The sequence below is a fragment of the Flavobacterium frigidum genome (genome assembly GCF_048286795.2).
Genome location: NZ_JBLVPT020000002.1, coordinates 63,116 through 85,790, shown reverse-complemented (window position 1 = coordinate 85,790; position 22,675 = coordinate 63,116). Strand labels below are relative to the sequence as shown.

22 protein-coding genes and 1 pseudogene are annotated in these 22,675 nt (G+C 33.5%); 18 read left to right on the top strand and 5 right to left on the bottom strand.

Annotated features, from left to right (window positions below):
* Positions 1–89 precede the first annotated feature (89 nt).
* Entirely contained in the window at positions 90–881 is a 792-nt protein-coding gene (locus ACNQGB_RS03960; protein WP_417947092.1) for an O-methyltransferase, read from the top strand.
* 54 nt (positions 882–935) lie between these two features.
* On the opposite strand, the gene ACNQGB_RS03955 is transcribed toward ACNQGB_RS03960, so the two are convergent.
* Positions 936–1,610, bottom strand: a complete 675-nt coding sequence (locus tag ACNQGB_RS03955; protein ID WP_417947090.1) for a hypothetical protein — start codon at positions 1,608–1,610, stop codon at positions 936–938.
* A 380-nt stretch (positions 1,611–1,990) separates the two neighbouring features.
* Here ACNQGB_RS03955 and ACNQGB_RS03950 point away from each other — a divergent pair, with 380 nt between their 5' ends.
* The 12 genes from ACNQGB_RS03950 (at position 1,991) to ACNQGB_RS03895 (ending at position 15,391) form a co-directional block, all read left to right on the top strand.
* Positions 1,991–2,677 (top strand): ABC transporter ATP-binding protein, encoded by a 687-nt coding sequence (locus tag ACNQGB_RS03950; protein ID WP_417947088.1) that lies wholly within the window; start codon positions 1,991–1,993, stop codon positions 2,675–2,677.
* A 161-nt stretch (positions 2,678–2,838) separates the two neighbouring features.
* Entirely contained in the window at positions 2,839–3,696 is an 858-nt protein-coding gene (locus ACNQGB_RS03945) for an ATP-grasp domain-containing protein (RefSeq protein WP_417947086.1), read from the top strand.
* 483 nt (positions 3,697–4,179) lie between these two features.
* The gene (locus ACNQGB_RS03940; RefSeq protein ID WP_417947085.1) at positions 4,180–4,749 is read left to right on the top strand and encodes a cob(I)yrinic acid a,c-diamide adenosyltransferase; all 570 of its coding nucleotides are present in this window, start codon (positions 4,180–4,182) and stop codon (positions 4,747–4,749) included.
* 162 nt (positions 4,750–4,911) lie between these two features.
* Positions 4,912–5,133 (top strand): DUF2795 domain-containing protein, encoded by a 222-nt coding sequence (locus tag ACNQGB_RS03935; RefSeq protein WP_007138072.1) that lies wholly within the window; start codon positions 4,912–4,914, stop codon positions 5,131–5,133.
* A gap of 84 nt (positions 5,134–5,217) precedes the next feature.
* Complete coding sequence (gene secA, locus ACNQGB_RS03930) at positions 5,218–8,559, top strand: preprotein translocase subunit SecA (RefSeq protein ID WP_472777071.1); 3,342 nt, start codon at positions 5,218–5,220, stop codon at positions 8,557–8,559.
* Between the two features lie 446 nt (positions 8,560–9,005).
* Positions 9,006–10,151, top strand: a complete 1,146-nt coding sequence (locus tag ACNQGB_RS03925) for a DUF6438 domain-containing protein (RefSeq protein WP_417944394.1) — start codon at positions 9,006–9,008, stop codon at positions 10,149–10,151.
* A gap of 150 nt (positions 10,152–10,301) precedes the next feature.
* Positions 10,302–10,982: a hypothetical protein gene (locus ACNQGB_RS03920; protein ID WP_417944393.1), complete on the top strand. Its 681-nt coding sequence runs from the start codon at positions 10,302–10,304 to the stop codon at positions 10,980–10,982.
* Between the two features lie 162 nt (positions 10,983–11,144).
* Positions 11,145–11,939 carry a hypothetical protein gene (locus ACNQGB_RS03915; protein ID WP_417944392.1) on the top strand — a complete coding sequence of 265 codons (795 nt, stop codon included), beginning with the start codon at positions 11,145–11,147 and terminating at the stop codon, positions 11,937–11,939.
* Between the two features lie 12 nt (positions 11,940–11,951).
* On the top strand, positions 11,952–12,371 hold the full coding sequence (locus tag ACNQGB_RS03910; RefSeq protein WP_417944391.1) for a hypothetical protein: 420 nt from the start codon (positions 11,952–11,954) through the stop codon (positions 12,369–12,371).
* A gap of 177 nt (positions 12,372–12,548) precedes the next feature.
* Positions 12,549–13,127 carry a hypothetical protein gene (locus ACNQGB_RS03905; RefSeq protein ID WP_417944390.1) on the top strand — a complete coding sequence of 193 codons (579 nt, stop codon included), beginning with the start codon at positions 12,549–12,551 and terminating at the stop codon, positions 13,125–13,127.
* A gap of 230 nt (positions 13,128–13,357) precedes the next feature.
* Positions 13,358–14,434 carry an AmmeMemoRadiSam system protein B gene (amrB, locus tag ACNQGB_RS03900; protein ID WP_417944389.1) on the top strand — a complete coding sequence of 359 codons (1,077 nt, stop codon included), beginning with the start codon at positions 13,358–13,360 and terminating at the stop codon, positions 14,432–14,434.
* 159 nt (positions 14,435–14,593) lie between these two features.
* On the top strand, positions 14,594–15,391 hold the full coding sequence (locus tag ACNQGB_RS03895; RefSeq protein ID WP_472777070.1) for a carboxylesterase family protein: 798 nt from the start codon (positions 14,594–14,596) through the stop codon (positions 15,389–15,391).
* Positions 15,392–15,677: 286 nt separating this feature from the next.
* On the opposite strand, the gene ACNQGB_RS03890 is transcribed toward ACNQGB_RS03895, so the two are convergent.
* The 3 genes and pseudogenes from ACNQGB_RS03890 to ACNQGB_RS03880 form a co-directional block, all read right to left on the bottom strand.
* Positions 15,678–15,926 carry a hypothetical protein gene (locus ACNQGB_RS03890; RefSeq protein ID WP_417944387.1) on the bottom strand — a complete coding sequence of 83 codons (249 nt, stop codon included), beginning with the start codon at positions 15,924–15,926 and terminating at the stop codon, positions 15,678–15,680.
* Between the two features lie 310 nt (positions 15,927–16,236).
* Positions 16,237–17,058: a haloacid dehalogenase type II gene (locus ACNQGB_RS03885; protein ID WP_417944386.1), complete on the bottom strand. Its 822-nt coding sequence runs from the start codon at positions 17,056–17,058 to the stop codon at positions 16,237–16,239.
* A gap of 122 nt (positions 17,059–17,180) precedes the next feature.
* Positions 17,181–17,431: pseudogene (locus ACNQGB_RS03880) on the bottom strand (TrmH family RNA methyltransferase); the annotation flags it as partial.
* An 84-nt stretch (positions 17,432–17,515) separates the two neighbouring features.
* Here ACNQGB_RS03880 and ACNQGB_RS03875 point away from each other — a divergent pair.
* Both ACNQGB_RS03875 and ACNQGB_RS03870 read left to right on the top strand, forming a co-directional pair.
* Positions 17,516–18,007, top strand: coding sequence for a hypothetical protein (locus tag ACNQGB_RS03875; RefSeq protein ID WP_417944385.1), 492 nt, complete (start codon positions 17,516–17,518; stop codon positions 18,005–18,007).
* Between the two features lie 3 nt (positions 18,008–18,010).
* Entirely contained in the window at positions 18,011–18,739 is a 729-nt protein-coding gene (locus ACNQGB_RS03870; protein WP_417944384.1) for an LVIVD repeat-containing protein, read from the top strand.
* On the opposite strand, the gene ACNQGB_RS03865 is transcribed toward ACNQGB_RS03870, so the two are convergent.
* Complete coding sequence (locus ACNQGB_RS03865; protein WP_417944383.1) at positions 18,736–19,392, bottom strand: TrmH family RNA methyltransferase; 657 nt, start codon at positions 19,390–19,392, stop codon at positions 18,736–18,738. The genes ACNQGB_RS03870 and ACNQGB_RS03865 overlap by 4 nt on opposite strands.
* Positions 19,393–19,667: 275 nt before the next feature.
* Between ACNQGB_RS03865 and ACNQGB_RS03860 the strand changes: the two genes are divergently transcribed.
* The 3 genes from ACNQGB_RS03860 (at position 19,668) to ACNQGB_RS03850 (ending at position 22,675) form a co-directional block, all read left to right on the top strand.
* Positions 19,668–20,360 carry an SIR2 family NAD-dependent protein deacylase gene (locus ACNQGB_RS03860; RefSeq protein ID WP_417944382.1) on the top strand — a complete coding sequence of 231 codons (693 nt, stop codon included), beginning with the start codon at positions 19,668–19,670 and terminating at the stop codon, positions 20,358–20,360.
* Positions 20,361–20,502: 142 nt separating this feature from the next.
* Positions 20,503–21,849: an adenylosuccinate lyase gene (gene purB, locus ACNQGB_RS03855; RefSeq protein ID WP_417944381.1), complete on the top strand. Its 1,347-nt coding sequence runs from the start codon at positions 20,503–20,505 to the stop codon at positions 21,847–21,849.
* A 220-nt stretch (positions 21,850–22,069) separates the two neighbouring features.
* Positions 22,070–22,675, top strand: coding sequence for an NAD(P)H-dependent oxidoreductase (locus ACNQGB_RS03850; protein ID WP_417944380.1), 606 nt, complete (start codon positions 22,070–22,072; stop codon positions 22,673–22,675).

The following is a 22,675-nucleotide window of genomic DNA, read 5'->3' as shown; positions in this document are numbered from 1 at the left end:
TCGCAAAGTTTATTTTTTGTTTTCAAATTTTAAAAAATCTCCGTGTATCTTTGCGTTTTTACTTTGCGAACCTTTGCGTAATAATGACTATGTTATTTCAAATCCAATCCTACCTTAAATTTCTTTGGCACTCTAAAAATGAGCATGCGGTACATTCTCCGTTTGTGTTTAGTTTACTGACAAAATGTTTCTATGATAAAAAATCAAAACCGGAATATGCAGTATTAAGGAAGTATAGAAACTCGCTTTTAGCAAATAAGAACACTATTGAAGTCACTGATTTTGGTGCGGGTTCGAAAGTTTTCAAATCGAATACAAGAGTGATTGCTCAGATTGCCAAAACCGCTGGAATATCTAGAAAACGAGCCGAATTATTATTTAGAATCACCCACTATTTTCAGCCTGACTCTGTTTTAGAAATTGGAACTTCGTTAGGATTGGCTACTGCTGCACTTTCTTTAGGATCCCAAAGCGTCGGGATAAAAGCCAAAATTACAACGCTTGAAGGTTGTCCTAACACAATGGCAATTGCAAAAAGTGAATTACAATTATTCAATTTTGATAATGTAAATCCAATCGTAACTGAGTTTAGTAGTTTTTTGGGTGACATACAACTTCAAACTTTAAACTTTAAACTTATCTATTTCGACGGAAACCACTCCAAAAAAGCAACACTAGACTATTTCGATTTATTACTTCCTACGATTACAAATGAAACGGTTTGGATAATCGACGACATCAATTGGTCGCCAGAAATGAAAAATGCTTGGGAAATTATAAAAACCCATCCAAAAGTAACGGTCACCATAGATACCTTTCAGTGGGGATTGGTCTTTTTTAGGCGGGAACAACCCAAACAACATTTTATAATTCGAATCTAAAAAAAAATGACAGCCATTGCTGACTGTCATTTTTCAAAAGTGAATTAATAAACCTTATTCTTTAGCTCTTTGCATTTCACCATTTTTAGCTCCCATTCTGTTCAATGTATACATTGGTGCAAACTTCAACTTTAAACCAGCAATTTTTCTGTTATCGTCTCCTGAAAGACCTTCTTTTTCAACTGTATTTTTTCTGCTATCTAATGCTTCGTACATCAATTTAACTTCGTCCCAATCCTCACGAGAATACGCATCCTTATTATTATCTACAGTATTTACAAAATTTTGATAAATCCCAAGAATGTTATCTTTGTTTACCCAACTAAAATTCATGTCTTCGCCTATTTTTCCTTCACCAAACAAAGCGTTTCTTAATTGTTGTTTTGGATTAGCCGCTACAGCAACTTTAGCATTATCTTGCACTTCTGCTTCATATTTAGCTTTCATTGCCTCATACTTTGCAGTAGCAGCAGCCAAACGTTCTTGTGCCGCTGTATTGTCTTTCATGTTAGCCAATGCCGCTTGAGCATCTCCACTTTTTAATTGATATGTAGCTTCAATTCCGTCCCAATTTTCTTTAGCATCCTCAGAAGCAACATTACCCAATGAGTCCACATACATTACATATGAATCTACGGTTTTTTCTGCCTCTACAGCTTTTTCATCTTTACATGAAGTAAATCCTAAAGCGATTACCGCTATTCCTAACACCATTTTTGTACTTTTCATAACAACTTGATTTGATTAATATTATTTATGTAAATGTAAGAAGTATTATTCAATTCGTAATTATAATCCAAAAATCTTATAAATATTATATGTAATTATGAAATAAATGAAATATATGTGTGAATTATATAAATTAACTCTTAAATAGTATAAATTATAATTAACTGTTTTGGTGTATAAAAATTGGATTTTTTTGTCAAATCAGTAAAAACAAAAAGAGTTTGACTTTGCCCTGTGAATTAAAATTTAAAAGTCAGGTATAAAATGTAACAAATTTTAAGAAACAGGTACTTATTATTAATTCAAAAGTGTTTTGTACTTTTAAAATCTAATTTAATAGCTGCCTGCGCATCGTCAAAGGTCAAAAATCATATCATCTAATGGCAAACCCGCTCATCCAAATAACCAATATCAAACGAGATTTTGTTCTTGGAAATGAAATCGTTTACGTACTTAAAGGCATTGATTTACAAATAAATAAAGGAGAATACGTTGCATTAATGGGCCCCTCAGGTTCTGGAAAATCAACTTTAATGAATTTATTAGGATGTTTAGACACACCAACTTCTGGGAGTTATATTCTGAACGGAAAAGATGTCAGCCAAATGCGAGATGATGAATTAGCCGAGATTCGGAACAAAGAAATTGGATTTGTTTTTCAAACCTTCAACCTTTTACCAAGAACTACCGCATTAGATAATGTAGCATTACCAATGATCTATGCTGGATTTTCAAAATCGGAACGAAAAACAAGAGCTACCGAAGTACTCGAACAAGTGAACCTTGCCGATAGAATGGATCACCAACCCAACCAACTTTCTGGAGGACAACGCCAGCGTGTGGCTATTGCGCGTGCTTTGGTAAACAAACCTTCTATCATTCTTGCCGATGAGCCTACTGGAAATTTAGACAGCAAAACCTCCTTAGAAATCATGAAACTTTTTGGAGACATCCATGCCAACGGAAATACGGTAATCTTGGTAACACACGAAGAAGAAATTGCCGCTTATGCCCACAGAGTCATTCGTTTGCGTGATGGACTCATTGAAAGCGATACAATTAAATAATTTTTTTTTCGGGAGCTGATCCGGCTATCCGCTACAATATTTTCTAAAACCTTTCAGCCAAAAAAGGCTGCACGCTTTTAGAAAAGGATCTCCACTACTATCCGGGCTAGGAAATCCTCATAATAATTGCGTTCACCATCATCATACAATACCTCTATAAAATGAAAATCGCCATTTTAACCTGCGAAAAACTTCCTGACTTAAATCCGGAAGATCAAAACATAATTACGGAATTAGCCAAACACAACATCGACGCTAAAGCCACTATTTGGGACGATAAAACCGTTAATTGGACCGACTTTGATTATTTGATTTTTCGCAATACGTGGGATTATTTCGAGAAAGAAACCGAATTTAAAATTTGGCTCGACCAAATAGAAAAACTGGGAATCAAAACACTCAATCCTATCGCAATAATCCAGCAAAATATTCATAAGTTTTATTTGCGCGATCTTCAAAAACTGGGAGTTACAATTTTACCAACCGTTTTTATTGACAAAACGAACCATCTTAATCTTACTGAAGTGATTCCGTCACACTGGAAAAGAGCCGTTATAAAACCAGCATTCTCAGCAGGATCCTATCTCACCGAAGTATTTAATGTTTCCGAAATACAAACAATCAATGAAAAGTACATAAGTATTGCAGCTGAAAAAGAGTTGCTTCTACAAGAATTCATGCCCGAGATTCAAACAATAGGAGAAACTTCCTTTATCTTTTTCGATAAAAAATTCTCTCATGCCGTTAACAAAAAACCCGTTGATGGCGATTTTAGAGTTCAATCGCTATTTGGAGGACAGTACACTTTGGTTCAACCAACTACAACACTTATTGAAAAAGCCCAAAAAATTGTAAATACATTTCCAGATCATTTATTGTATGCCAGAGTAGACGGAATTATCATAAATAGCGAACTTCATTTAATGGAAATTGAATGTATTGAACCCGATTTATATTTCAATCTCAGCGAAATCGCACTGGAACGCTTTGTTAACGCAATTGTGGAATTAATACAGTAATTTTGTTTTCAAATCAAGGCAAACACTTTTAACCTTTAGACTTAAAAAAATTTAAACCATTAAGAAATTAAGAAAATTAAGACTTAATGAACTTAATTTCTTAATGGTTAAAAAAAAATGTTTTTTCAAAGCTTTAAAAGCGTTTGCCCTAGTTTTAAAATCAAGGTAAACACTTTTAACCTCTAGACTTAAAAAAATTTAAACCATTAAGAAAATTAAGACTTAATGAACTTGATTTCTTAATGGTTAAAAAAAAACTGTTTTTTCAAAGTTTTAAAAGCATTTGCCCTAGTTTTCAAATCAAGGTAAACACTTTTAACCTTTTTAAACTTAAATAAATTTAAACCATTAAGAAAATTAAGACTTAATGAACTTAATTTCTTAATGGTTAAAAAAAACTGTTTTTTCAAAGTTTTAAAAGAGTTTGACCTCGTTTTCAAAAGACTAAAATCTAAAATCGTTAATCAACAATTTATAATCTAAATGAAAGTATATACAAAGACCGGAGATAAAGGAACCACAGCCCTTTTTGGTGGAACCAGAGTCCCAAAAGATCACGCCCGAATTGAAAGCTATGGAACCGTTGATGAACTCAACTCACACATAGGATTAATTCGCGATCAAGAAATGAATGCGCATTATAAAGAAATACTTATCGAAATTCAGGATCGTCTCTTTACGGTTGGTGCCATTTTAGCAACACCGCCAGAAAAAGAAGTCAAGAAAAACGGCGAACTGCGTTTAAAAAAACTAGGCATTATAGAATCTGATATAGAATTATTAGAAAATGAAATCGACAGCATGGAAAATGCCTTGCCACCCATGACTCATTTTGTACTTCCTGGAGGACATACTACTGTGTCATATTGTCATATAGCACGTTGCGTTTGTCGCCGTGCAGAGCGATTAGCAGTGCACTTAAGCCATAATGAACCCGTAGCGGATATCGCAATCAAGTACTTAAACCGACTTTCTGACTACCTTTTTGTGTTGGCACGGAAGTTGTCTCACGATCTTAATGCGGATGAAGTAAAATGGATTCCGAGGAAGTAGTTAGCGGTTTTTAGTCGAAGTTTTTGATACGAAAACGTTAAACTTTAAACCTGAAACTTTAAACTAAAAAAGACGTTCTTAACTTTAACTAAAAATAAATCATTTTTTACTTGTCTTTTTCAGTAAAAAATTTATTTTTGCACAAAACTAAATAGACTATACATGTATTGGACATTAGAATTAGCATCTTATTTAAGCGATGCACCGTGGCCTGCTAACAAAGACGAACTTATTGACTACGCTATTAGAGCAGGAGCTCCATTAGAAGTAGTAGAAAACCTTCAGTCTATAGAAGACGAAGGCGAGATATATGAATCAATGGAAGAAATTTGGCCTGATTATCCTACTGACGAAGATTATCTTTGGAACGAGGACGAATATTAAAAAGTAAACCAAGAAAAAGTCTCAAAAGAGGCTTTTTTTTTGTTTAAATTTACAGAATTACACAAACAGAAATAAAAACATATTATGAGTTTTATAAATAGTATTATTAAAGTCTTTGTTGGGGATAAATCCCAAAAAGATGTCAAAGTTTTACAACCGTTTTTAAACAAAATTAAAACTTTTGAAACTCCGCTAATGGCATTATCTCATGATGAGCTTAGAGGACGTACTGCTTTTTTTAAGGATAGAATAAAACAAGCACGCGCTGATAAAGACGCTAAAATTGCAGCACTTAAACTAGAGGTAGAAAGCATTGAAGATATTGACAAAAGAGAAGATATCTACGTTGCTATAGACGCATTAGAAAAAGAAGCTTACGATATTTCTGAAAAAACATTATTAGAAATTCTCCCAGAAGCATTTGCCGTTGTAAAAGAAACAGCAAGACGTTTCAAAGATAATACTGAGATTACAGTTACTGCATCACCTCTTGATCGCGAACTTTCAGCAACCAAAAGCTACATTACCTTAGATGGTGAAAACGCAATTTGGGCAAATTCATGGAGTGCTGCAGGGAAAGAAATTACGTGGGACATGATTCACTATGACGTACAATTAATTGGCGGAATGGTGTTGCATGAAGGAAAAGTAGCCGAAATGCAAACCGGTGAAGGAAAAACATTGGTAGCCACCTTACCGCTTTACTTAAATGCGTTGACAGGAAACGGTGTGCATCTAGTAACTGTGAATGATTACTTGGCAAAAAGAGATAGTACTTGGAAAGCGCCATTATTCGAATTTCACGGGATGACTGTTGAGTGTATTGACAATTACCAACCAAGTTCAGAAGGAAGAAAAAAAGCATACGACGCCGATATCACGTACGGAACAAATAATGAATTTGGTTTTGATTACTTACGAGATAACATGGCACACTCGCCAGAAGACTTAGTTCAGAGAAAACACAATTATGCCATTGTCGATGAGGTTGATTCAGTTTTGATTGATGATGCCAGAACACCATTGATTATTTCAGGACCGGTACCACAAGGAGATCGTCATGAATTTAATGAATTAAAACCAAAAATTGAAAACTTAGTTAGCATACAACGTCAGTTGGCCAATGGGTTTTTATCCGATGCAAAAAAATTAATCGCAGCAGGGAATACTAAAGAAGGCGGATTCCAATTGTTGAGAGCGTATCGTGCTTTGCCAAAAAACAAAGCATTGATTAAATTTTTGAGTGAAGAAGGAATTAAACAATTGCTTCAAAAAACCGAAAATCAGTACATGCAGGACAACAAGAGAGACATGCACAAGATTGATGAGGCATTGTATTTTGTTATTGAAGAAAAAAACAATCAGGTTGAATTGACGGATAACGGTATCAAATACCTTTCTGGCGATACCGATTCAGACTTTTTTGTCCTTCCAGACATTGGAACTGAAATTGCAGCTATCGAAAAGAAAAAATTAGATAAAGACGCTGAAGCCGAAGAAAAAGAACAATTGTTTCAAGATTTCGGAATCAAAAGCGAGCGTATTCATACCTTGACACAACTTTTGAAAGCTTACGCTTTATTCGAAAAAGATGTAGAATACGTAATCATGGATAACAAAATCATGATTGTAGATGAGCAAACGGGTCGTATCATGGACGGTCGTCGTTATTCTGACGGATTACACCAAGCGATTGAAGCCAAAGAAAATGTAAAAATCGAAGCCGCTACACAAACATTTGCAACCGTTACGTTACAGAATTATTTCAGAATGTACAACAAACTGGGAGGAATGACTGGAACTGCAGTAACAGAAGCGGGCGAGTTATGGCAAATATATAAGCTAGACGTAGTAGAAATTCCTACGAACAGAGGAATGGCAAGAAAAGATAAAGAGGATTTTATTTATAAAACGACTCGTGAAAAATTCAATGCCGTAATCGAAGACGTAACGGAATTATCTAAAGCAGGAAGACCAGTTCTTATTGGTACCACTTCGGTAGAGATTTCAGAATTGTTAAGCCGAATGTTGAAAATGAGAGGCGTTGCACACAATGTCTTGAATGCAAAAATGCACAAACAAGAAGCACAAATTGTTGAAGAAGCTGGAAAACCTGGCGTGGTTACTATAGCAACCAACATGGCAGGTCGTGGTACCGATATTAAATTATCTGCCGAAGTAAAAGCCGCTGGTGGATTAGCAATTGTAGGAACAGAACGTCATGATTCGCGTCGTGTAGACCGCCAATTGCGTGGTCGTGCAGGACGTCAAGGAGATCCGGGAAGTTCTCAGTTTTATGTATCTCTTGAAGACAACCTAATGCGTTTGTTTGGTTCTGAAAGAGTAGCAAAGGTGATGGACAGAATGGGATTGCAGGAAGGCGAAGTGATTCAGCATTCTATGATGACTAAATCTATTGAACGTGCTCAGAAAAAGGTAGAAGAAAACAACTTTGGTGTTCGTAAGCGTTTATTAGAATATGATGACGTAATGAACGCACAACGTGAAGTCGTTTACAAACGTCGTCGTCATGCCTTATTTGGAGAGCGATTGAAACTCGATATTGCAAACATGCTTTATGACACTTGCGAATTGATTGTAGACCAAAACAAGGCAGCAAATAATTTCAAAAACTTCGAATTCGAATTAATTCGTTATTTCTCGATTACTTCACCAGTTACTGAAAGTGAATTCAGCAAATTGACGGAGATGGAACTTACCGGTAAAATATACAAAGCAACGCTGGAATATTACACCGAGAAAACCGAAAGAAGTGCCAGAGAAGCGTTCCCTATTATAAAAAGCGTTTACGAAGACAAGAACAACCAGTTTGAGCGTATTGTAGTTCCTTTTACGGACGGAATCAAATCGTTGAATGTGGTTACTGATTTGAAAAAAGCATACGAAACCATAGGAGCTCAACTTGTTGCTGATTTCGAAAAAAATATTACCTTGTCTATTGTAGATGAAGCTTGGAAGAAACACTTACGCAAAATGGATGAATTGAAACAATCCGTTCAACTTGCGGTACACGAACAAAAAGATCCATTACTTATTTACAAACTCGAGGCGTTCAATTTGTTTAGAGCCATGATCGATAATGTGAATAAAGAAGTGATTTCCTTCTTGTTCAAAGGAGATTTACCAGCTCAAGAAAACCAACAAATTCAAGAAGCGAAAGAAGTACGTCAACAAGACGATTATCAATTGAGTAAAGACGAGATTGTGAGTAGCGAAGCGGCCAACCGTGAGGCTGGACAAACCCAACAAAAACAAGTAACCGAAACCATTGTGCGCGACATGCCAAAAATTAATCGCAATGATAATGTTACGATTCAAAATGTGGCCAACGGACAAACACAAGAAATGAAATACAAAAAAGCCGAGAGCCTAATCGCTTCAGGACAATGGGTATTAGTGAACTAAAACCTTTTATTTCAAGATTCATAAAACTCCACTGCGCAAGTAGTGGAGTTTTTTTATACATATTTTTTTTCGGGAGCTATTCCCGCCATACGCTGCAAGCTATTGGGTTTCAAACCCTTTTTCTAGGCACTGGCAGGAGCTTCCGTTGGTCGCTCTGCCACCACCAGAAAAAAGTAGTTTTCAACCGGCATAGGCTTTCCGCTGCTGTCGGGGCTAGGGATTTAGCGATACATAACTTTGTTTACGGTTTTCCATACTAATCCTGTACTCAAAGAATCTATGTTGGAAAATAAATAAACTACTAATATATTTATAAGTATTTTCAGCGATTAATTTATATATTTGAAAATAAATAAAGGATGACGCTCATCAGACCTATCTATCCTATTTTGAGGTGCTAGGTCTGATTTTGTCAAACGATACAAGTTGGCAGGAATTCAAAAAAAATGAGAAAACTAAAAACATTATTTATTTTATCAATATTATTAATTTCTTGCAATATCAAAACTAGAAATTATGAAAAACTAATCGTTGGAGATTGGGAAAAAGTTATTGAAAAAATTGAAATTTCTGAAAATAGTGAGATTATAATACTACCGCCACGACAAAATAGAGACGGTAATATTGGATATTATTTTGCTGAAAACAGAGTTTTTGAAAACAAACTTGGTTATTTTGGTAAAAATAAAAATGATAGTGAAGGCAGAAAAAAAAATCAATTTTTAGGTACACAAACTAAATATAAAATAGTAGATAACAGTTTAGAAACTTATGATTTAACAAGTAATAAATGGGAGAATGTAAAAATCGATAAATTGACTAAAGACTCTTTAATACTAGAATACAAAGACAAATCAAAAGAAAAATTTGCTAAAAGAAATTATAATACTGCCAAAGTCCGCTCTTTTGATAAAATTATTGTTTCAACTTCGGGATGTTATGGTTCTTGTCCAGTAACAGATATTATTATTTCAAAATCTGGAGAAATAATTTATAATGGAAAAATGTATGTGAACAAGAAAGGTCTTTACAAATCGAAAATTAGTCAGGAAGATTTTTTAAAGATTGAAGCTGATTTTAAAAAAGCAAATTACATTAATTTAAAAGACGAGTATATTGCAAATCATACCGATGATATGACATTAACAGTAACCTTTATTGAAAACAATCAGATTATCAAAACTATAACTGATTACGGAAGGGAATCGCCAACAGAATTAAAATGGGCAGTTTTGCCGATAATTTTTCTAAATCAAAAAATTCGACTTGAGCAATTTAAAAATTCAAAAGCATATATTGATTTTGGGTTCGGAGATTTTGAAAAAGGAAATGAAATTTGTGTGTTAACTAAATCTGAATGTTTTTATTTGTCCAACTTGCTACAAAATTGCAAAGAAGAAAATGTAAACTTTAAATCAAAATATATAATTAGGTATTGGTCAAATGATAAACAGAAGAAAGTTGAAACTGACGGTCAATATTATAAATTCCAAATTGAAAAAGATAAATTTATTACATTAAATCTTGGATTTAATTTTTTAGAAAAAAACAATTTGCTAAAAAGATTAAGAAATAAAACTGAATACGAATAAATGAACTCCTGCCAACAGCTAGTAAGCAATAGTCGGGAATTAGGCTTAATGGGAAAATGGTTTTGTATTTGGCAAATTAGTGATAATCCGAAAATAATTGCTTTATTTAGCCCGACCATCGCCTACTAACAAGACGCTGTGTGACATATTATGAAAAAACTGCATAAAATAACATTTATCTTATTTCTTATAATTTTAATTTCTAGTTGTGATAATAAAACATCCGAATTAGATTTTGAAAAAAATGTTATGCTTGAAATTTATCCAAATCTTATCGATTCTTTATGGGTATATAATTCAATTTCTAATTCTGTTTCATTTGTGAAACTAGATAAAAACGACAAGGTTATAGGAGTTCAACCTAAAGACAAAGACAAACTAAAACAGGAATATACTAAACATTTAGCCGAAATAAAGAAAGATACTTCAAGAATATTTATTGTGATTTTAGATACAATATCCCGAATACAACCATTTGAACGAAATGAATTAAAAAACCGTCATAAAAATGTCTCTTTATATAAAAACAAAGAGTTTGACACTTTAGAATATTCAATAGAACATAAAAAATTTACTTCATCAAAACACTTTAAAGTAAAATATATAACCAAATTCAAAATGAACGAAAGAGTTTGGGAAAGCAAAAATGCTTATAGTTTTTGGGGTGTAGTCTCTTTTTCAAGAATTCAATTTGATACAGAAAAGAAATATGGCATATTAACAAGCTCGGTTATTTGCGGTGGACTATGTGGACACGGTTACAGATTTTTCATTAAAAAAATGAAAGATAAATGGATAATAGATAAAGTTGAAGAAGCTTGGATTTCTTAAAAATACGATCGTACTACAGCCATTTTGAGCTAGCTGGAATTTAGTGGAATTATCATTTCACAACACGTTTTCGTTAAGTCGAAAAATTGAAAGGTTAGGAATTACTAGACATATCAAAGTGGCGAAACGTTGGACGATATTTTGACCGAAAATACGAAAGAAATGAAAATAATATATTACATAACACTTTTCACTTTAATTAGTTGTGTAAAATCAACTTCTCAAAATCAAGAAGAAAAAAGTAAAACACAGAAGGGAAAAATAGTTGAAATTGACTCCGGAAACAAATATTGGGATTCGATTTGCAAAATAGAAACTAAAAATGCCGAAAAAGATATTGAGCAAAATAAGCTAACTTATTTTCATTATTTTGGAATGGTCGTAAAATATCGAGGCAATGAAGAAATGAATAAATTGCTTTCAAAATACAATATGAGCATCGATTCTGCTTCCTATTATTGCACAGTTCCAGGCGAATTACAAAATTGTTATGCACACAAGATGCGACAAGAAATAGACAAACGATTTGGAAAAAAATTCATTGACTCTTTAACAATTATTGCTGAAAAACAATATGTGATAAATAACCCGAATAAAATTTATGACTTTCAAGAATGTGATACTTTATCGAGATATCCAAATGATAAAAATTACACAGAATTTTTTAAAAATTACAAAAATGATTTTTTTAAAATTGCAGAATATCCTGATGATTTTGAGTTTAGAAATGAAAAAGATTCTTATTCTTGGATTTCAGCAGATTTCATATTACTCAAAGACGGAAATATTACTAACATAGATATTGAATTAACTTTTCAAAATAAAACAAACTATAAATATGCTTCATATTTTACAACTAAATTAAAAGAATTCATATTGAAAACAAAATGGATTCCTGCCAAAAGCATGGGCGAAGTTGTAAATAGCAAAGTACCATTAACCATTACTTTTAAATAAATTAAAAAACTTATGAAAAAACTGTTATTAATTGCATTTTTAGGAATAATTACAATTTCAAACGCACAAAAAAAAGATTCTAAAGAAAACAAACTAGACAATAAAATGTTTGGAAGTTGGAAAGGTTCAGAGATTGATAACCAGAAAAAAGGCCTTGTAAAGTACTGGATTCAGCATAGATTTGAAGATGGCACTTTTTTACTTTTATTTACGACAGTTGAAAATGGCGATGTTGATAGTTTCGTTGAAAAAGGACAATGGTGGATTGAAAATGGAGAATTTCACGAATTACATTTTGATTCAGGAAAAACTGATATTTATACTTATAGTTTTGTTGACGAAAATCACGTGAAATTTAAATCAAAACAGATTGGTGTAAGTTTTGAAAATGCTGAATACGAATTCATTGACACGAAAATAGAAGATAAATAATAAACATCGCCTAATCCCCATTTTGAGCTCCCTAGAATTTAGTGGAATTATTATTTTGCATCACGTTTTCGTCAAGCCGAAGTTGAGCGTTTACGAATTTTCAGCCATCTCAAAGCGGCCAAACGATAGCGGTCTGGCTGACATACAATAAAATAAAAACAGCAAATTAAAATACACATGCAAAGACAAAATTTGACGAAGATAAAAGCCCTTATTGTAGGTGTTGTGACATTTTTAATTTTCAGCTTCCTTTTTTGGGAGCATTTTCATGGTGGTGTCACTAGTCATCACATTCTAGATCAACAAGACCTTCCTTCAATCTCAAATTGGTGGAGTGGTATATTATTGCCTACACTTACTTGGTTTCTTTTGTGTAGGATTGAAAAGAGACTTGATAAAAAAATTTCACATACTCAACAGACAAATATCGCTTTTAGCACCGTTTTTTGGCTTTTTATGACAGGGTTAGCGTTTGGAATTTTGCTTTCAACTTCTTTTACAAATGAGTATAAACCGTTCTTAGACAATGTTCTTTATATTATAATTGTACTCAGCTTTATTATTCCTGTATATTACTCAGAATTTATCTTAGGGTTTATTCTTGGTATGACGTACACCTTTGGAGCAATAATTCCAACAGTGTTTATACTAATAGTTGCAGTTATTGGTCTGGTCGCGTACAGATTTATCAGACCAATAATTTTGAATCTAACAACGAAACTTGGAAATAGTTTTAATAAAAGCCCGAACCAATAATAGTAGTTTGGCAATATAACGGCTGAAGTACTTAGTTAGTGCGGATTTGCAAACCGTGCACACAACAGCATGCAAAACAACCTAAAATTTTAGCAATATATGAGAAAGACTCAAAGTAGCAATTCACCAATCTTAAACCAAACAGTATCCTAAAACAAAAATGGATCTAAAAATTGCGACCGTTATCAGATAGCGTTTTTAAGCGTAAATTGCTTGAAATAAAATTTATTATGCGATTACTACTTATTCTAATCTGTTTGTGTTGTTTCAGTTGTAAAATTGAAAAAAATATAAAAAATGCAGTACCAGACCTAGCACTAGAAAAGAAAGTTCGGCCTGTGCATGATACGATTGGTTTTACAAAATACAATTGGCAATTAGATTCTATTTATAACCGTTTAGGGATTAAGGATTCTAAAAATAATAAGCAGTGGAAAGCTGCTATAAGTCCGCATGACGATTATAAATACGCTGGACGTTTGTACTACGAATCGCTTAAAGGAATTAATGCCAACACAATTATTTTGATTGGTGTTGCACATCGCGCTCGAAACTTTAAACTTCAGGACAAAATCATCTTTGGAGATTTCACTCATTGGAAATCGCCTTATGGTGATTTAAAAGTGTCTGATTTAAATGCTGAAATTATGGCGCAACTGCCACAATCTTCCTACCTAGTTCATAACGATATGCAAGAGTTAGAACATTCATTAGAAGCTATCATACCTTTTTTACATCGCAAAAACAAGAACCTACAAATTATTCCAATACTGGTGCCGTACATCAATTACGAAACAATTGAAAGCATAAGCGATGTTCTTTCTGATGTTGTATCAAAAATTTTAAAAGAAAAGCATCTTACATATGGAAAGGATGTCGCAGTTGTCATTTCTAACGATGCTGTACATTATGGTACTGAAAATTGGAGTGGTGATTTAGCTCCATTTGGAGTAGATGATATAGGTACTAAAAAAGCTAGAGCTTTAGATATGGAGATCATTGAGAAGTGTTTAGTAAACGAAATTAATCAAGTAAAAGTAAAAACATTTACAGAATACACCTTACAAAATAGGGATTACAAAGAATATAAATGGGTTTGGTGTGGTCGTTATTCTGTACCTTTTGGAGTGAGTTTTGCCAATAAATTAAATCAGGCATTATACAACAAACCTTTGATAGGGACTTTTTTAGGTTACGCATCAAGTATAGATCATGACCTTATAAAAGTAGAAGATTTAGGTATGGGAACTACAGCTATAGCCACTCAAAAACATTGGGTAGGTTATGCAAGTATAAAATATGAGTAGAGAGGTAATTAACTTTTATGTTCCGCAAAAAATTTAATTTTTAACAAAAAATAATCGGTTACAAGGTTTGCAACTTGATGCAACTCGAAATATTGGCAGTAATTTTAGAAAAACATTATGTATAAAGGAAATTTAAAAGTAATTCTAACGATAATTTTTTTGAGTTTAACTGCAAATTTTATTTTTGCACAAAACAAAGAATACCGCGACACAACTGTTGACAGTTTAACTTTTGTAAATAATAGAAACTCACTAAACAATATAAATACTGAAGTATTTGAAAAAAAAATATTTACTAAAAAAGATATAGTAATTCCGTACAGACTTTTAACACCAAAGAATAATATTGAAAGCCAGAAATATCCATTAATAATTACTTTTCACAACTCTTCTCGAATTGGAAATGATAATGAAAATCAACTTGAACCATTTGCGAAAAATTGGTTAAGGCCTGAAATTTATAATAAATATCAATGTTATGATATTGCACCGCAATTCAACAAGCGTTCATCAAATTATGAAAAAAATATTGAGGGTATTCCAATTTCAAAACCTTCAAGCGATGTTTTTGCTTTATTGGAATTAATTCAAAATACTGAACAAGAATATCCTAACATTGATAAAAATAGAATTTATTTAATTGGTTATTCCATGGGTGCTTCAACTGCACAAAATTTACTAAATATTGCACCAAATAAATTTGCGGCAATTATTTCGGTTGCAGCAGTTCCTGATTTCTCAAATCTTAAAAAATTAAATAATAAAAATATTTGGCTTATTCACGGCGAAAAAGATGATGAAAATCCTTATCATGGAAGTGTTGAATTGTTTAAAAAATTATCTTCAAACAAAAATTTAATTTTTACAACTTTTAGTAACCTAAATCATAATAATATTGTCGCTCCTTTTTTAATGACCGAAGAAATTCCTAAATGGTTATTTGAAAAGTACAAATAATACTTCGGCTAACAGCTAGAACATATAGTTTGTTAAAAGCGAGTTCAGTACTTAAATTAATACTTGTGCTTCGATTAAGGGAAAAAACAAAATACTGCCATCTCTGAAATTTACTTCGACGGTGATGGTCACGATAATTAATTAAATAACACAGCTAAACGCTTCGTTTTTCAATAACTGTGCTTAACTAAAATCTCTTTTAAACTCATAACCTTTATTTTCCTTTTCTATACTTGAGCTTCGTTTTGCCGTTTTAGTTTCGCTATTGCTAAAATTATAAATGATATTACACTAAATTGTAGGTTTTTATATCCGTTGTTAGAATTGATTGAAGCAGATACATTAACAAATACATCATGCCATTTTTTAGACTAAAAGGATAGGAAACGCTCAGGTTCCATACTGCTTGACTCGCTACATTTCTTGTGGTTATAAAATTTTTATTCGTGTCATCGGCTGGCGTGACTTGTGCAAAAAAGTCTTTTATAAAACTGTAACTCAATGACGTTGTTAAGGTGTATTTGTAAGTATTCAAAATCCTGCTTAACCTGTTTTAGTGCATGCTATTGACAAAAATTGCTTTGATTTAATTGTATGCGACAATACCTTATTTGCTATTGGGAACAACGGCGTATACCGCTATAAAATGAATCCGAGTAACATAAAAGACATACAACTGGAAAGTGAAACAACGTTTTAATGTTCCTCAAAATATCGCACTTCGATTCTTATACTATCTTTAATAGAACTTTTGGCCCAAGCCAAACGCTTCTCCAAAATTTCAGTTTCGGATAAGTGCCAAGCGATGTTTGAATTGCGCAATCGATTCGTGTATTTTTAAATGATTAGAACTGCTGAAATGGTATTGAGATTAGCTTCTGAGCAACTGATAAAATATTCTCTTCATTAATTTCAGGTAAATTTGCAAGAGGAAACAATTGCTGTTCCGGACGGCTGACAAAAGCCGTTTGCCAACCCGCCCAATTTGCACCAGCAACATCCCAACCGTGCGCCGCTATCAACATACATTCATTTGGTTTTAATCTCATTTTTCTAGCAGCCCAATTATAGGTATCTACATGTGGTTTGAATTTAGCTACATCTTCTATACTCAACACATCGTCAAATATATCATGAATTCCCGCATATTTCAGTTGCGTTTCAACTGCCTTATTGGAAGAGTTAGTGAAGGCAACCAATTTAAAACCCTCTTTTTTTAAAAGTAAGAGTGATTCTTTCACTTCTGGATGTGCAGGCAATGATAAAATTGCGGCAACAGCATCTTTCGCTTGTTTATCCGTTATAGCAATTCCATTTTTGTGGGCAACCATCATAAGTACAGCGGCTCCAATTGTTCCGAAATCATGATATTGATTTGCTACTGTAGTAACCAATGAATATTGAAGCATTGTAGTGAACCACAAAGGCATTAACTCAGGACGATCTCCAAGCGCTGCACCAATACTTTTTTTCATCACATTAAGATCCAGCAACGTTTCATTTACATCAAAAAATAAAACCTTTGGTCTCTGGAAATAACCAGCGCAGTACTCCTTATTATTCTCTGTATCTTCTTTTGGAATTAAAATAGGAGCAATTACTCCCTCTGCTCCAGCTGGCAATATAGTATTTATTAAATTTTCATTGCTATTTTTAAATTCTTTCATTGTTTTTCTTTTTTAATCATGCGTTAAATACAGTATTCGATAAAGTATCTTGTTTTATGAAAACAGTACAAGTTACATGCTATTTTTTAAATAAAGAATACAACTGTAGCAATATAAAATAACTATTTCACATTATCAGCATAATACCGTTCTTCAATTCTTATACTATCTTTAATTGAATTTTTAGCCCAAGCCAAACGCTTCTTCAAAATTTCAGTTTCGGATAAGTGCCAATTTATGTTTGAATTGCGCAATCGATTCGTCAAGTTTTGAATGATGATTGCCGCCGACACCGAAATGTTCAAACTTTCGTGAAAACCTACCATCGGATTTTAAGAAAACCGACGGCGCGTTGCAAAATTTCACTCGTCAACTACAATATCTCGCTACACAAACAATAACACTATCATAACGCAACCAAATCCTCTTTTTGATATCTTTATAAAAACATTTTGCAATGAAAAAAATAGTAATTCTTATGCTGGTTTCATTTCTGTTCGTTTCCTGTTGGCCTACAACGGATACCGGTGATTTTGCGCGTCAAGAATACAAACCGGTTATTATTACTCGGAGCGCCCTCGAAACCTCCATTGCTTTTCAAAACGCACAGCCTATTATTAAATCGGGGAAAATCTACATTAAGGACGATTTAATGTTTATAAACGATGTCAATAAAGGTTTTCATGTTTATGATTACACCGATCCTAAGAAACCTATCCGACTCCATTTTATAAAAGCTCCAGGCGCTACTGACTTAGCCATCAAAGGAAATACGGTGTACATCAATCAAGCAGTAGATTTAGTCACTGCCACTTTCGATCCTGCGACAAAAAAATTTACGGTTACTAACAGAAACAAAAATGTGTTTCCGCAAAAGCAAGCTCCAAATGGTTCCGTGGCCAACACAAATCAAGATGAAATAATAATCGATTGGACTTTAACCAAGTAAAACATGAAAAAAATTATATCCTTAGTAATATTACTATTCATAATCGGTTGTTCACAAAGTGACAGCGCACAAAATGGCGACATAGGGCAAGGCGGTTCACTAGCTGTTTTTGCCATAAAAGGGAACTATTTATACGGTGTCGACCAGATGAAATTGAATGTATTCTCGCTAATTGACTCAGAAAAGCCCGTAAAAATCAATGAAATACCTATTGGTTTCGATATTGAAACCTTGTTTTCATACGGCGATAATTTGTTTATTGGATCTAGAAATGGAATGTTTATCTATTCGATCAGCAATCCTGAAAACCCAACAAAATTGTCAAGCGTACAGCACTTTACCGCTTGTGATCCAGTCATTGCCAATAGCACGCACTCCTATGTAACCTTAAATTCGAATACCACTTGCGGCAACAACACTAACGTTTTACAAGTTTATGACACCAAAGATTTAACGAATCCAAAATTAATTCACAGCAGAACACTCACGCAACCTAAAGGCATTAGTTTTTACAACGCGGATTATTTATTGGTTTGCGATGATGTGATCAAGATATTCAATATTCAAAATCCTGCTGAACCTGTTTTAGTGCATGCCATTGACAAAAATTGCTTTGATTTAATTGTACGCGACAATACCTTATTTGCTATTGGAAATAACGGTGTATACCGCTATAAAATGAATCCGAGTAACATAAAAGACATACAACTGGAGAGTGAAACAACGTTTTAATGTTCTTCAAAATATCGCGCTTCGATTCGCTTAATATCTTTAATTGAATTTTTGGCCCAAGCCAAACGCTTCTCCAAAATTTCAGTTTCGGATAAGTGCCAATCGATGTTTGAATTGCGCAATCGATTCGTCAGGTTTTGAATGATGATTGCCGCCGAAACTGAAATATTCAAACTTTCGGTAAAACCTACCATGGGGATTTTTAGAAAACCATCGGCGCGTTGTAAAATTTCTTCGGATAATCCGTCTCTTTCTGTTCCAAAAAATAAAGCACTAGGTATCGAAATATCAAAATCTTCCAACAAGCAATCATTCTCATGTGGAGTAGTAGCTATGATTTGATACCCTTTACTTTTTAACGTATCTAGACAATTTGTAATGCTGTCGAAGGTATTGATGTCAACCCATTTTTGAGCGCCCATCGCAATTTCCTTGTCGATACTTTTCCCATAACGCTGTTCGATAACATTTAATTCCTGAATTCCGAAAATTTCACAACTCCGCATTACTGCGCTGGTATTGTGCATTTGAAAAATATCCTCTACAGCAATTGTAAAATGCTTGGTTCTGTTTTGCAATACTTTTTGAAATTTTTCTTTGCGATTATCGGTTAGGATATTTTCGAGGAAAGCGAGGTACTCTAAGTCAATCATTATGGATTGTTTTTTTGCAAAAATAGTGAAAATAAAAAATAGCCACAGATTCACTGATTTATCATTTGTTTAGTACAATATAAAAAAAGCAACGGAACAAAAATTAACCGCAAATTCGCAGATTTAATTGTTTGATTAATTTTAAAAAAAAATTAAGTATGTGGCAAAAAAAAGTGCAAATACTTAAATTCCCTGTTCTTTTTTAGTATTTTAACCTTCCAATATAAAGCCTAATTCAAAAATAATCTGTGAATCTGTGGCGAAAAAATATAACTATGAAAAAGAAACTTGTAGTATTGACCGGAGCAGGAATAAGTGCCGAGAGTGGCATAAAAACTTTTCGCGATAGTGACGGATTATGGGAAGGTCATAACGTTCTTGATGTGGCCACGCCGGAAGGTTGGTATAAAAACCCGGCTTTAGTACTCGATTTTTACAATCAAAGACGCAAACAGCTAAAAGAAGTCGAACCTAATCTTGGGCATTTGATACTTGCCGAATTAGAAACCGATTTTGAGGTGTACATAATCACACAAAATGTGGATGATTTGCACGAACGTGCGGGAAGTTCTAATGTATTGCATTTGCATGGCGAATTATTGAAAGTAAGAAGCACTAAAAACCCAGATTACATTCTGAATTGGCAGGACGATTTGAATTTTGGTGATTTTGACGAAAACAAGAATCAATTGCGCCCACATATCGTTTGGTTTGGCGAAGAAGTTCCCGCGCTTGATGAAGCCATAATACTTGCTGAAAGTGCGGATTATTTTGCGGTAATCGGGACCTCCTTACAAGTCTATCCTGCGGCTGGACTTATTGATTTCACACCTCGGGAAACACCAATTTTTTATATTGATCCAAAGCCAATAAAAATCCCAAATCTCAGAAATCCATTGGAGGTTATTCCTGAAGTGGCTTCAAAAGGCGTTGAAATCATGAGGAAGAATTTACTACATAAATTGTAATGAGAATGGCAATAGCAATGAAAATGGCAATGCCAATGCCAATGGCAAAAAATCAATTATGAGGGCAATAAAAGTCTATACTTATACTCCATTACTTGTAACTTATAACTATTTTTGTGCCTTTCGAACAAACAACTAAACAATGACTACTTTAAACGAATTGAATGCTATATCGCCAATAGACGGAAGATATAGAAACAAGACTATTTCGCTGGCTCCCTTTTTTTCTGAAGAAGCCTTAATCAAATACCGCGTATTGGTTGAAATCGAATATTTCATTGCTTTGTGCGAGGTGCCTTTGCCTCAACTTGCAGGAGTACATTCGGATTTATTTGAAAGTTTACGCAACATTTTTAAAAATTTCTCTACGGAAGATGCCCTTTGGATCAAAGAAACGGAGAAAGTGACTAACCACGATGTAAAAGCCGTGGAATACTTTATCAAAGATGCTTTTGAAAAATTAGGATTATCAGAATATAAAGAGTTTATCCACTTTGGATTAACATCTCAAGATATTAATAACACTGCGATTCCGTTGTCTACAAAAGAAGCTTTCGAGAAAGTGTACATGCCTTCTTTGATTACTTTGACATCAAAATTGAAAGATCTAAGTATCGAATGGAAGGACGTTCCAATGCTTGCACGCACCCACGGACAACCGGCTTCTCCTACTCGTTTGGGGAAAGAAATTGGTGTTTTTGTTGAACGTTTAGAGGAACAAATGCGTTTGTTGTTTAATATTCCTTTTGCAGCTAAATTTGGTGGAGCAACCGGAAATTATAACGCACATCACGTAGCGTACCCACAAATTGACTGGAGAAATTTTGGAGGGAAATTTGTGGAAGATATTTTAGGATTGCACCACTCCTTCCCTACTACACAAATTGAGCACTACGATCATTTCGCAGCCTTTTTTGATGCATTGAAAAGAATAAACACGATCATCATTGATTTAGACCGAGACATTTGGACCTATGTTTCGATGGAATATTTCAAGCAAAAAATAAAAGCAGGTGAAATAGGTTCTTCGGCGATGCCACATAAAGTAAACCCAATTGATTTTGAAAACTCCGAAGGGAATTTAGGAATTGCGAATGCGATTTTCGAACATTTATCGGCTAAATTACCTTTGTCAAGATTACAGCGTGATTTAACAGACAGTACGGTTTTAAGAAACATTGGTGTACCAATGGGACATACCTTAATCGCTTTTGAAGCTACTTTGAAAGGATTAAACAAATTGTTGTTGAACGAACCTAAATTTCACGAAGATTTAGAGAAGAACTGGGCAGTTGTAGCTGAAGCAATTCAAACAATCTTGCGTCGGGAAGGATATCCTAATCCGTATGAAGCCTTAAAAGGATTGACTAGAACCAATGAAGCGATTGATAAAAACGCCATTCATGGTTTTATTACAACCCTAGATGTTTCGGACGAAGTAAAAGCAGAATTGATGCAAATTACACCTAGTAATTTTCTTGGCATATAAGTTTTAAGAAATTATTGAATTGTATTAAATCCCTTCGAAAGGAAGTCAAATTTCTTTCGAAGGGATTTTTTATTATCAAAAAATCGTAAAAACGAGGAGGAGTATCCTAAAAAATGAATACTATTTTATACCTTTCAATACACTTTTAAATTGAAGTAAATTGTTCGCCAAATTGATTACCTTATTTCTTGTTTAAAAATAAAAAGACAAATAACATTTCATGCCAAAAAATAAAATCTTAATCCTGTTTTCACATCCATTGTTCGAAAAATCACATGCGAACAAAGCGTTAGTGAATCATATTCCCGATTCAGAAAATATTACTTTTCATGATTTATACGAACAATATCCAAATTTTGATATTGACGTAAAATTCGAACAAGATTTATTGAGCAAACATGACATCATCATTTGGCATCATCCTATGTATTGGTACAGTTGTCCGCCTTTAATGAAGCAATGGATTGATATGGTTTTAGAACACAATTGGGCTTATGGAAAAAAGGGAAAAGCATTACTTAATAAAATAATTTTTCAAGTCATTACAACAGGTGGCGATAAAGAAAATTATTGTGAAACTGGCAGTGATCGTTACAGTATTCTAGAATTGCTAGAGCCCTTTAACCAAACTGCAAAAGTGTGTAACATGATTTATTTACCCCCTTTTGTAGTTCACGGAACACATAATATGAAGAGTGAAGATTATGAAAAAAATGGTTTGATTTATGGCTATTTTTTGGACTATTTAGAAAATTACGATTTAAATACAGATGAAATTTTGCAATTCCATTATTTGAACGAATGGTTTGCAACAATACAAACCTAA

Bases quoted from the DNA above. Each gene is read 5' to 3' on its own strand.
- amrB (WP_417944389.1), top strand. From the start codon at position 13,358: ATGCGATTACTACTTATTCTAATCTGTTTGTGTTGTTTCAGTTGTAAA.
- ACNQGB_RS03940 (WP_417947085.1), top strand. From the start codon at position 4,180: ATGAAAGTATATACAAAGACCGGAGATAAAGGAACCACAGCCCTTTTT.
- ACNQGB_RS03885 (WP_417944386.1), bottom strand. From the start codon at position 17,058: ATGAAAGAATTTAAAAATAGCAATGAAAATTTAATAAATACTATATTG.
- ACNQGB_RS03925 (WP_417944394.1), top strand. From the start codon at position 9,006: ATGAGAAAACTAAAAACATTATTTATTTTATCAATATTATTAATTTCT.
- ACNQGB_RS03945 (WP_417947086.1), top strand. From the start codon at position 2,839: ATGAAAATCGCCATTTTAACCTGCGAAAAACTTCCTGACTTAAATCCG.
- ACNQGB_RS03870 (WP_417944384.1), top strand. From the start codon at position 18,011: ATGAAAAAAATTATATCCTTAGTAATATTACTATTCATAATCGGTTGT.
- ACNQGB_RS03905 (WP_417944390.1), top strand. From the start codon at position 12,549: ATGCAAAGACAAAATTTGACGAAGATAAAAGCCCTTATTGTAGGTGTT.
- ACNQGB_RS03865 (WP_417944383.1), bottom strand. From the start codon at position 19,392: ATGATTGACTTAGAGTACCTCGCTTTCCTCGAAAATATCCTAACCGAT.
- secA (WP_472777071.1), top strand. From the start codon at position 5,218: ATGAGTTTTATAAATAGTATTATTAAAGTCTTTGTTGGGGATAAATCC.
- ACNQGB_RS03875 (WP_417944385.1), top strand. From the start codon at position 17,516: ATGAAAAAAATAGTAATTCTTATGCTGGTTTCATTTCTGTTCGTTTCC.
- ACNQGB_RS03915 (WP_417944392.1), top strand. From the start codon at position 11,145: ATGAAAATAATATATTACATAACACTTTTCACTTTAATTAGTTGTGTA.
- ACNQGB_RS03955 (WP_417947090.1), bottom strand. From the start codon at position 1,610: ATGAAAAGTACAAAAATGGTGTTAGGAATAGCGGTAATCGCTTTAGGA.
- ACNQGB_RS03850 (WP_417944380.1), top strand. From the start codon at position 22,070: ATGCCAAAAAATAAAATCTTAATCCTGTTTTCACATCCATTGTTCGAA.
- ACNQGB_RS03950 (WP_417947088.1), top strand. From the start codon at position 1,991: ATGGCAAACCCGCTCATCCAAATAACCAATATCAAACGAGATTTTGTT.
- ACNQGB_RS03920 (WP_417944393.1), top strand. From the start codon at position 10,302: ATGAAAAAACTGCATAAAATAACATTTATCTTATTTCTTATAATTTTA.
- purB (WP_417944381.1), top strand. From the start codon at position 20,503: ATGACTACTTTAAACGAATTGAATGCTATATCGCCAATAGACGGAAGA.
- ACNQGB_RS03935 (WP_007138072.1), top strand. From the start codon at position 4,912: ATGTATTGGACATTAGAATTAGCATCTTATTTAAGCGATGCACCGTGG.
- ACNQGB_RS03960 (WP_417947092.1), top strand. From the start codon at position 90: ATGTTATTTCAAATCCAATCCTACCTTAAATTTCTTTGGCACTCTAAA.
- ACNQGB_RS03860 (WP_417944382.1), top strand. From the start codon at position 19,668: ATGAAAAAGAAACTTGTAGTATTGACCGGAGCAGGAATAAGTGCCGAG.
- ACNQGB_RS03910 (WP_417944391.1), top strand. From the start codon at position 11,952: ATGAAAAAACTGTTATTAATTGCATTTTTAGGAATAATTACAATTTCA.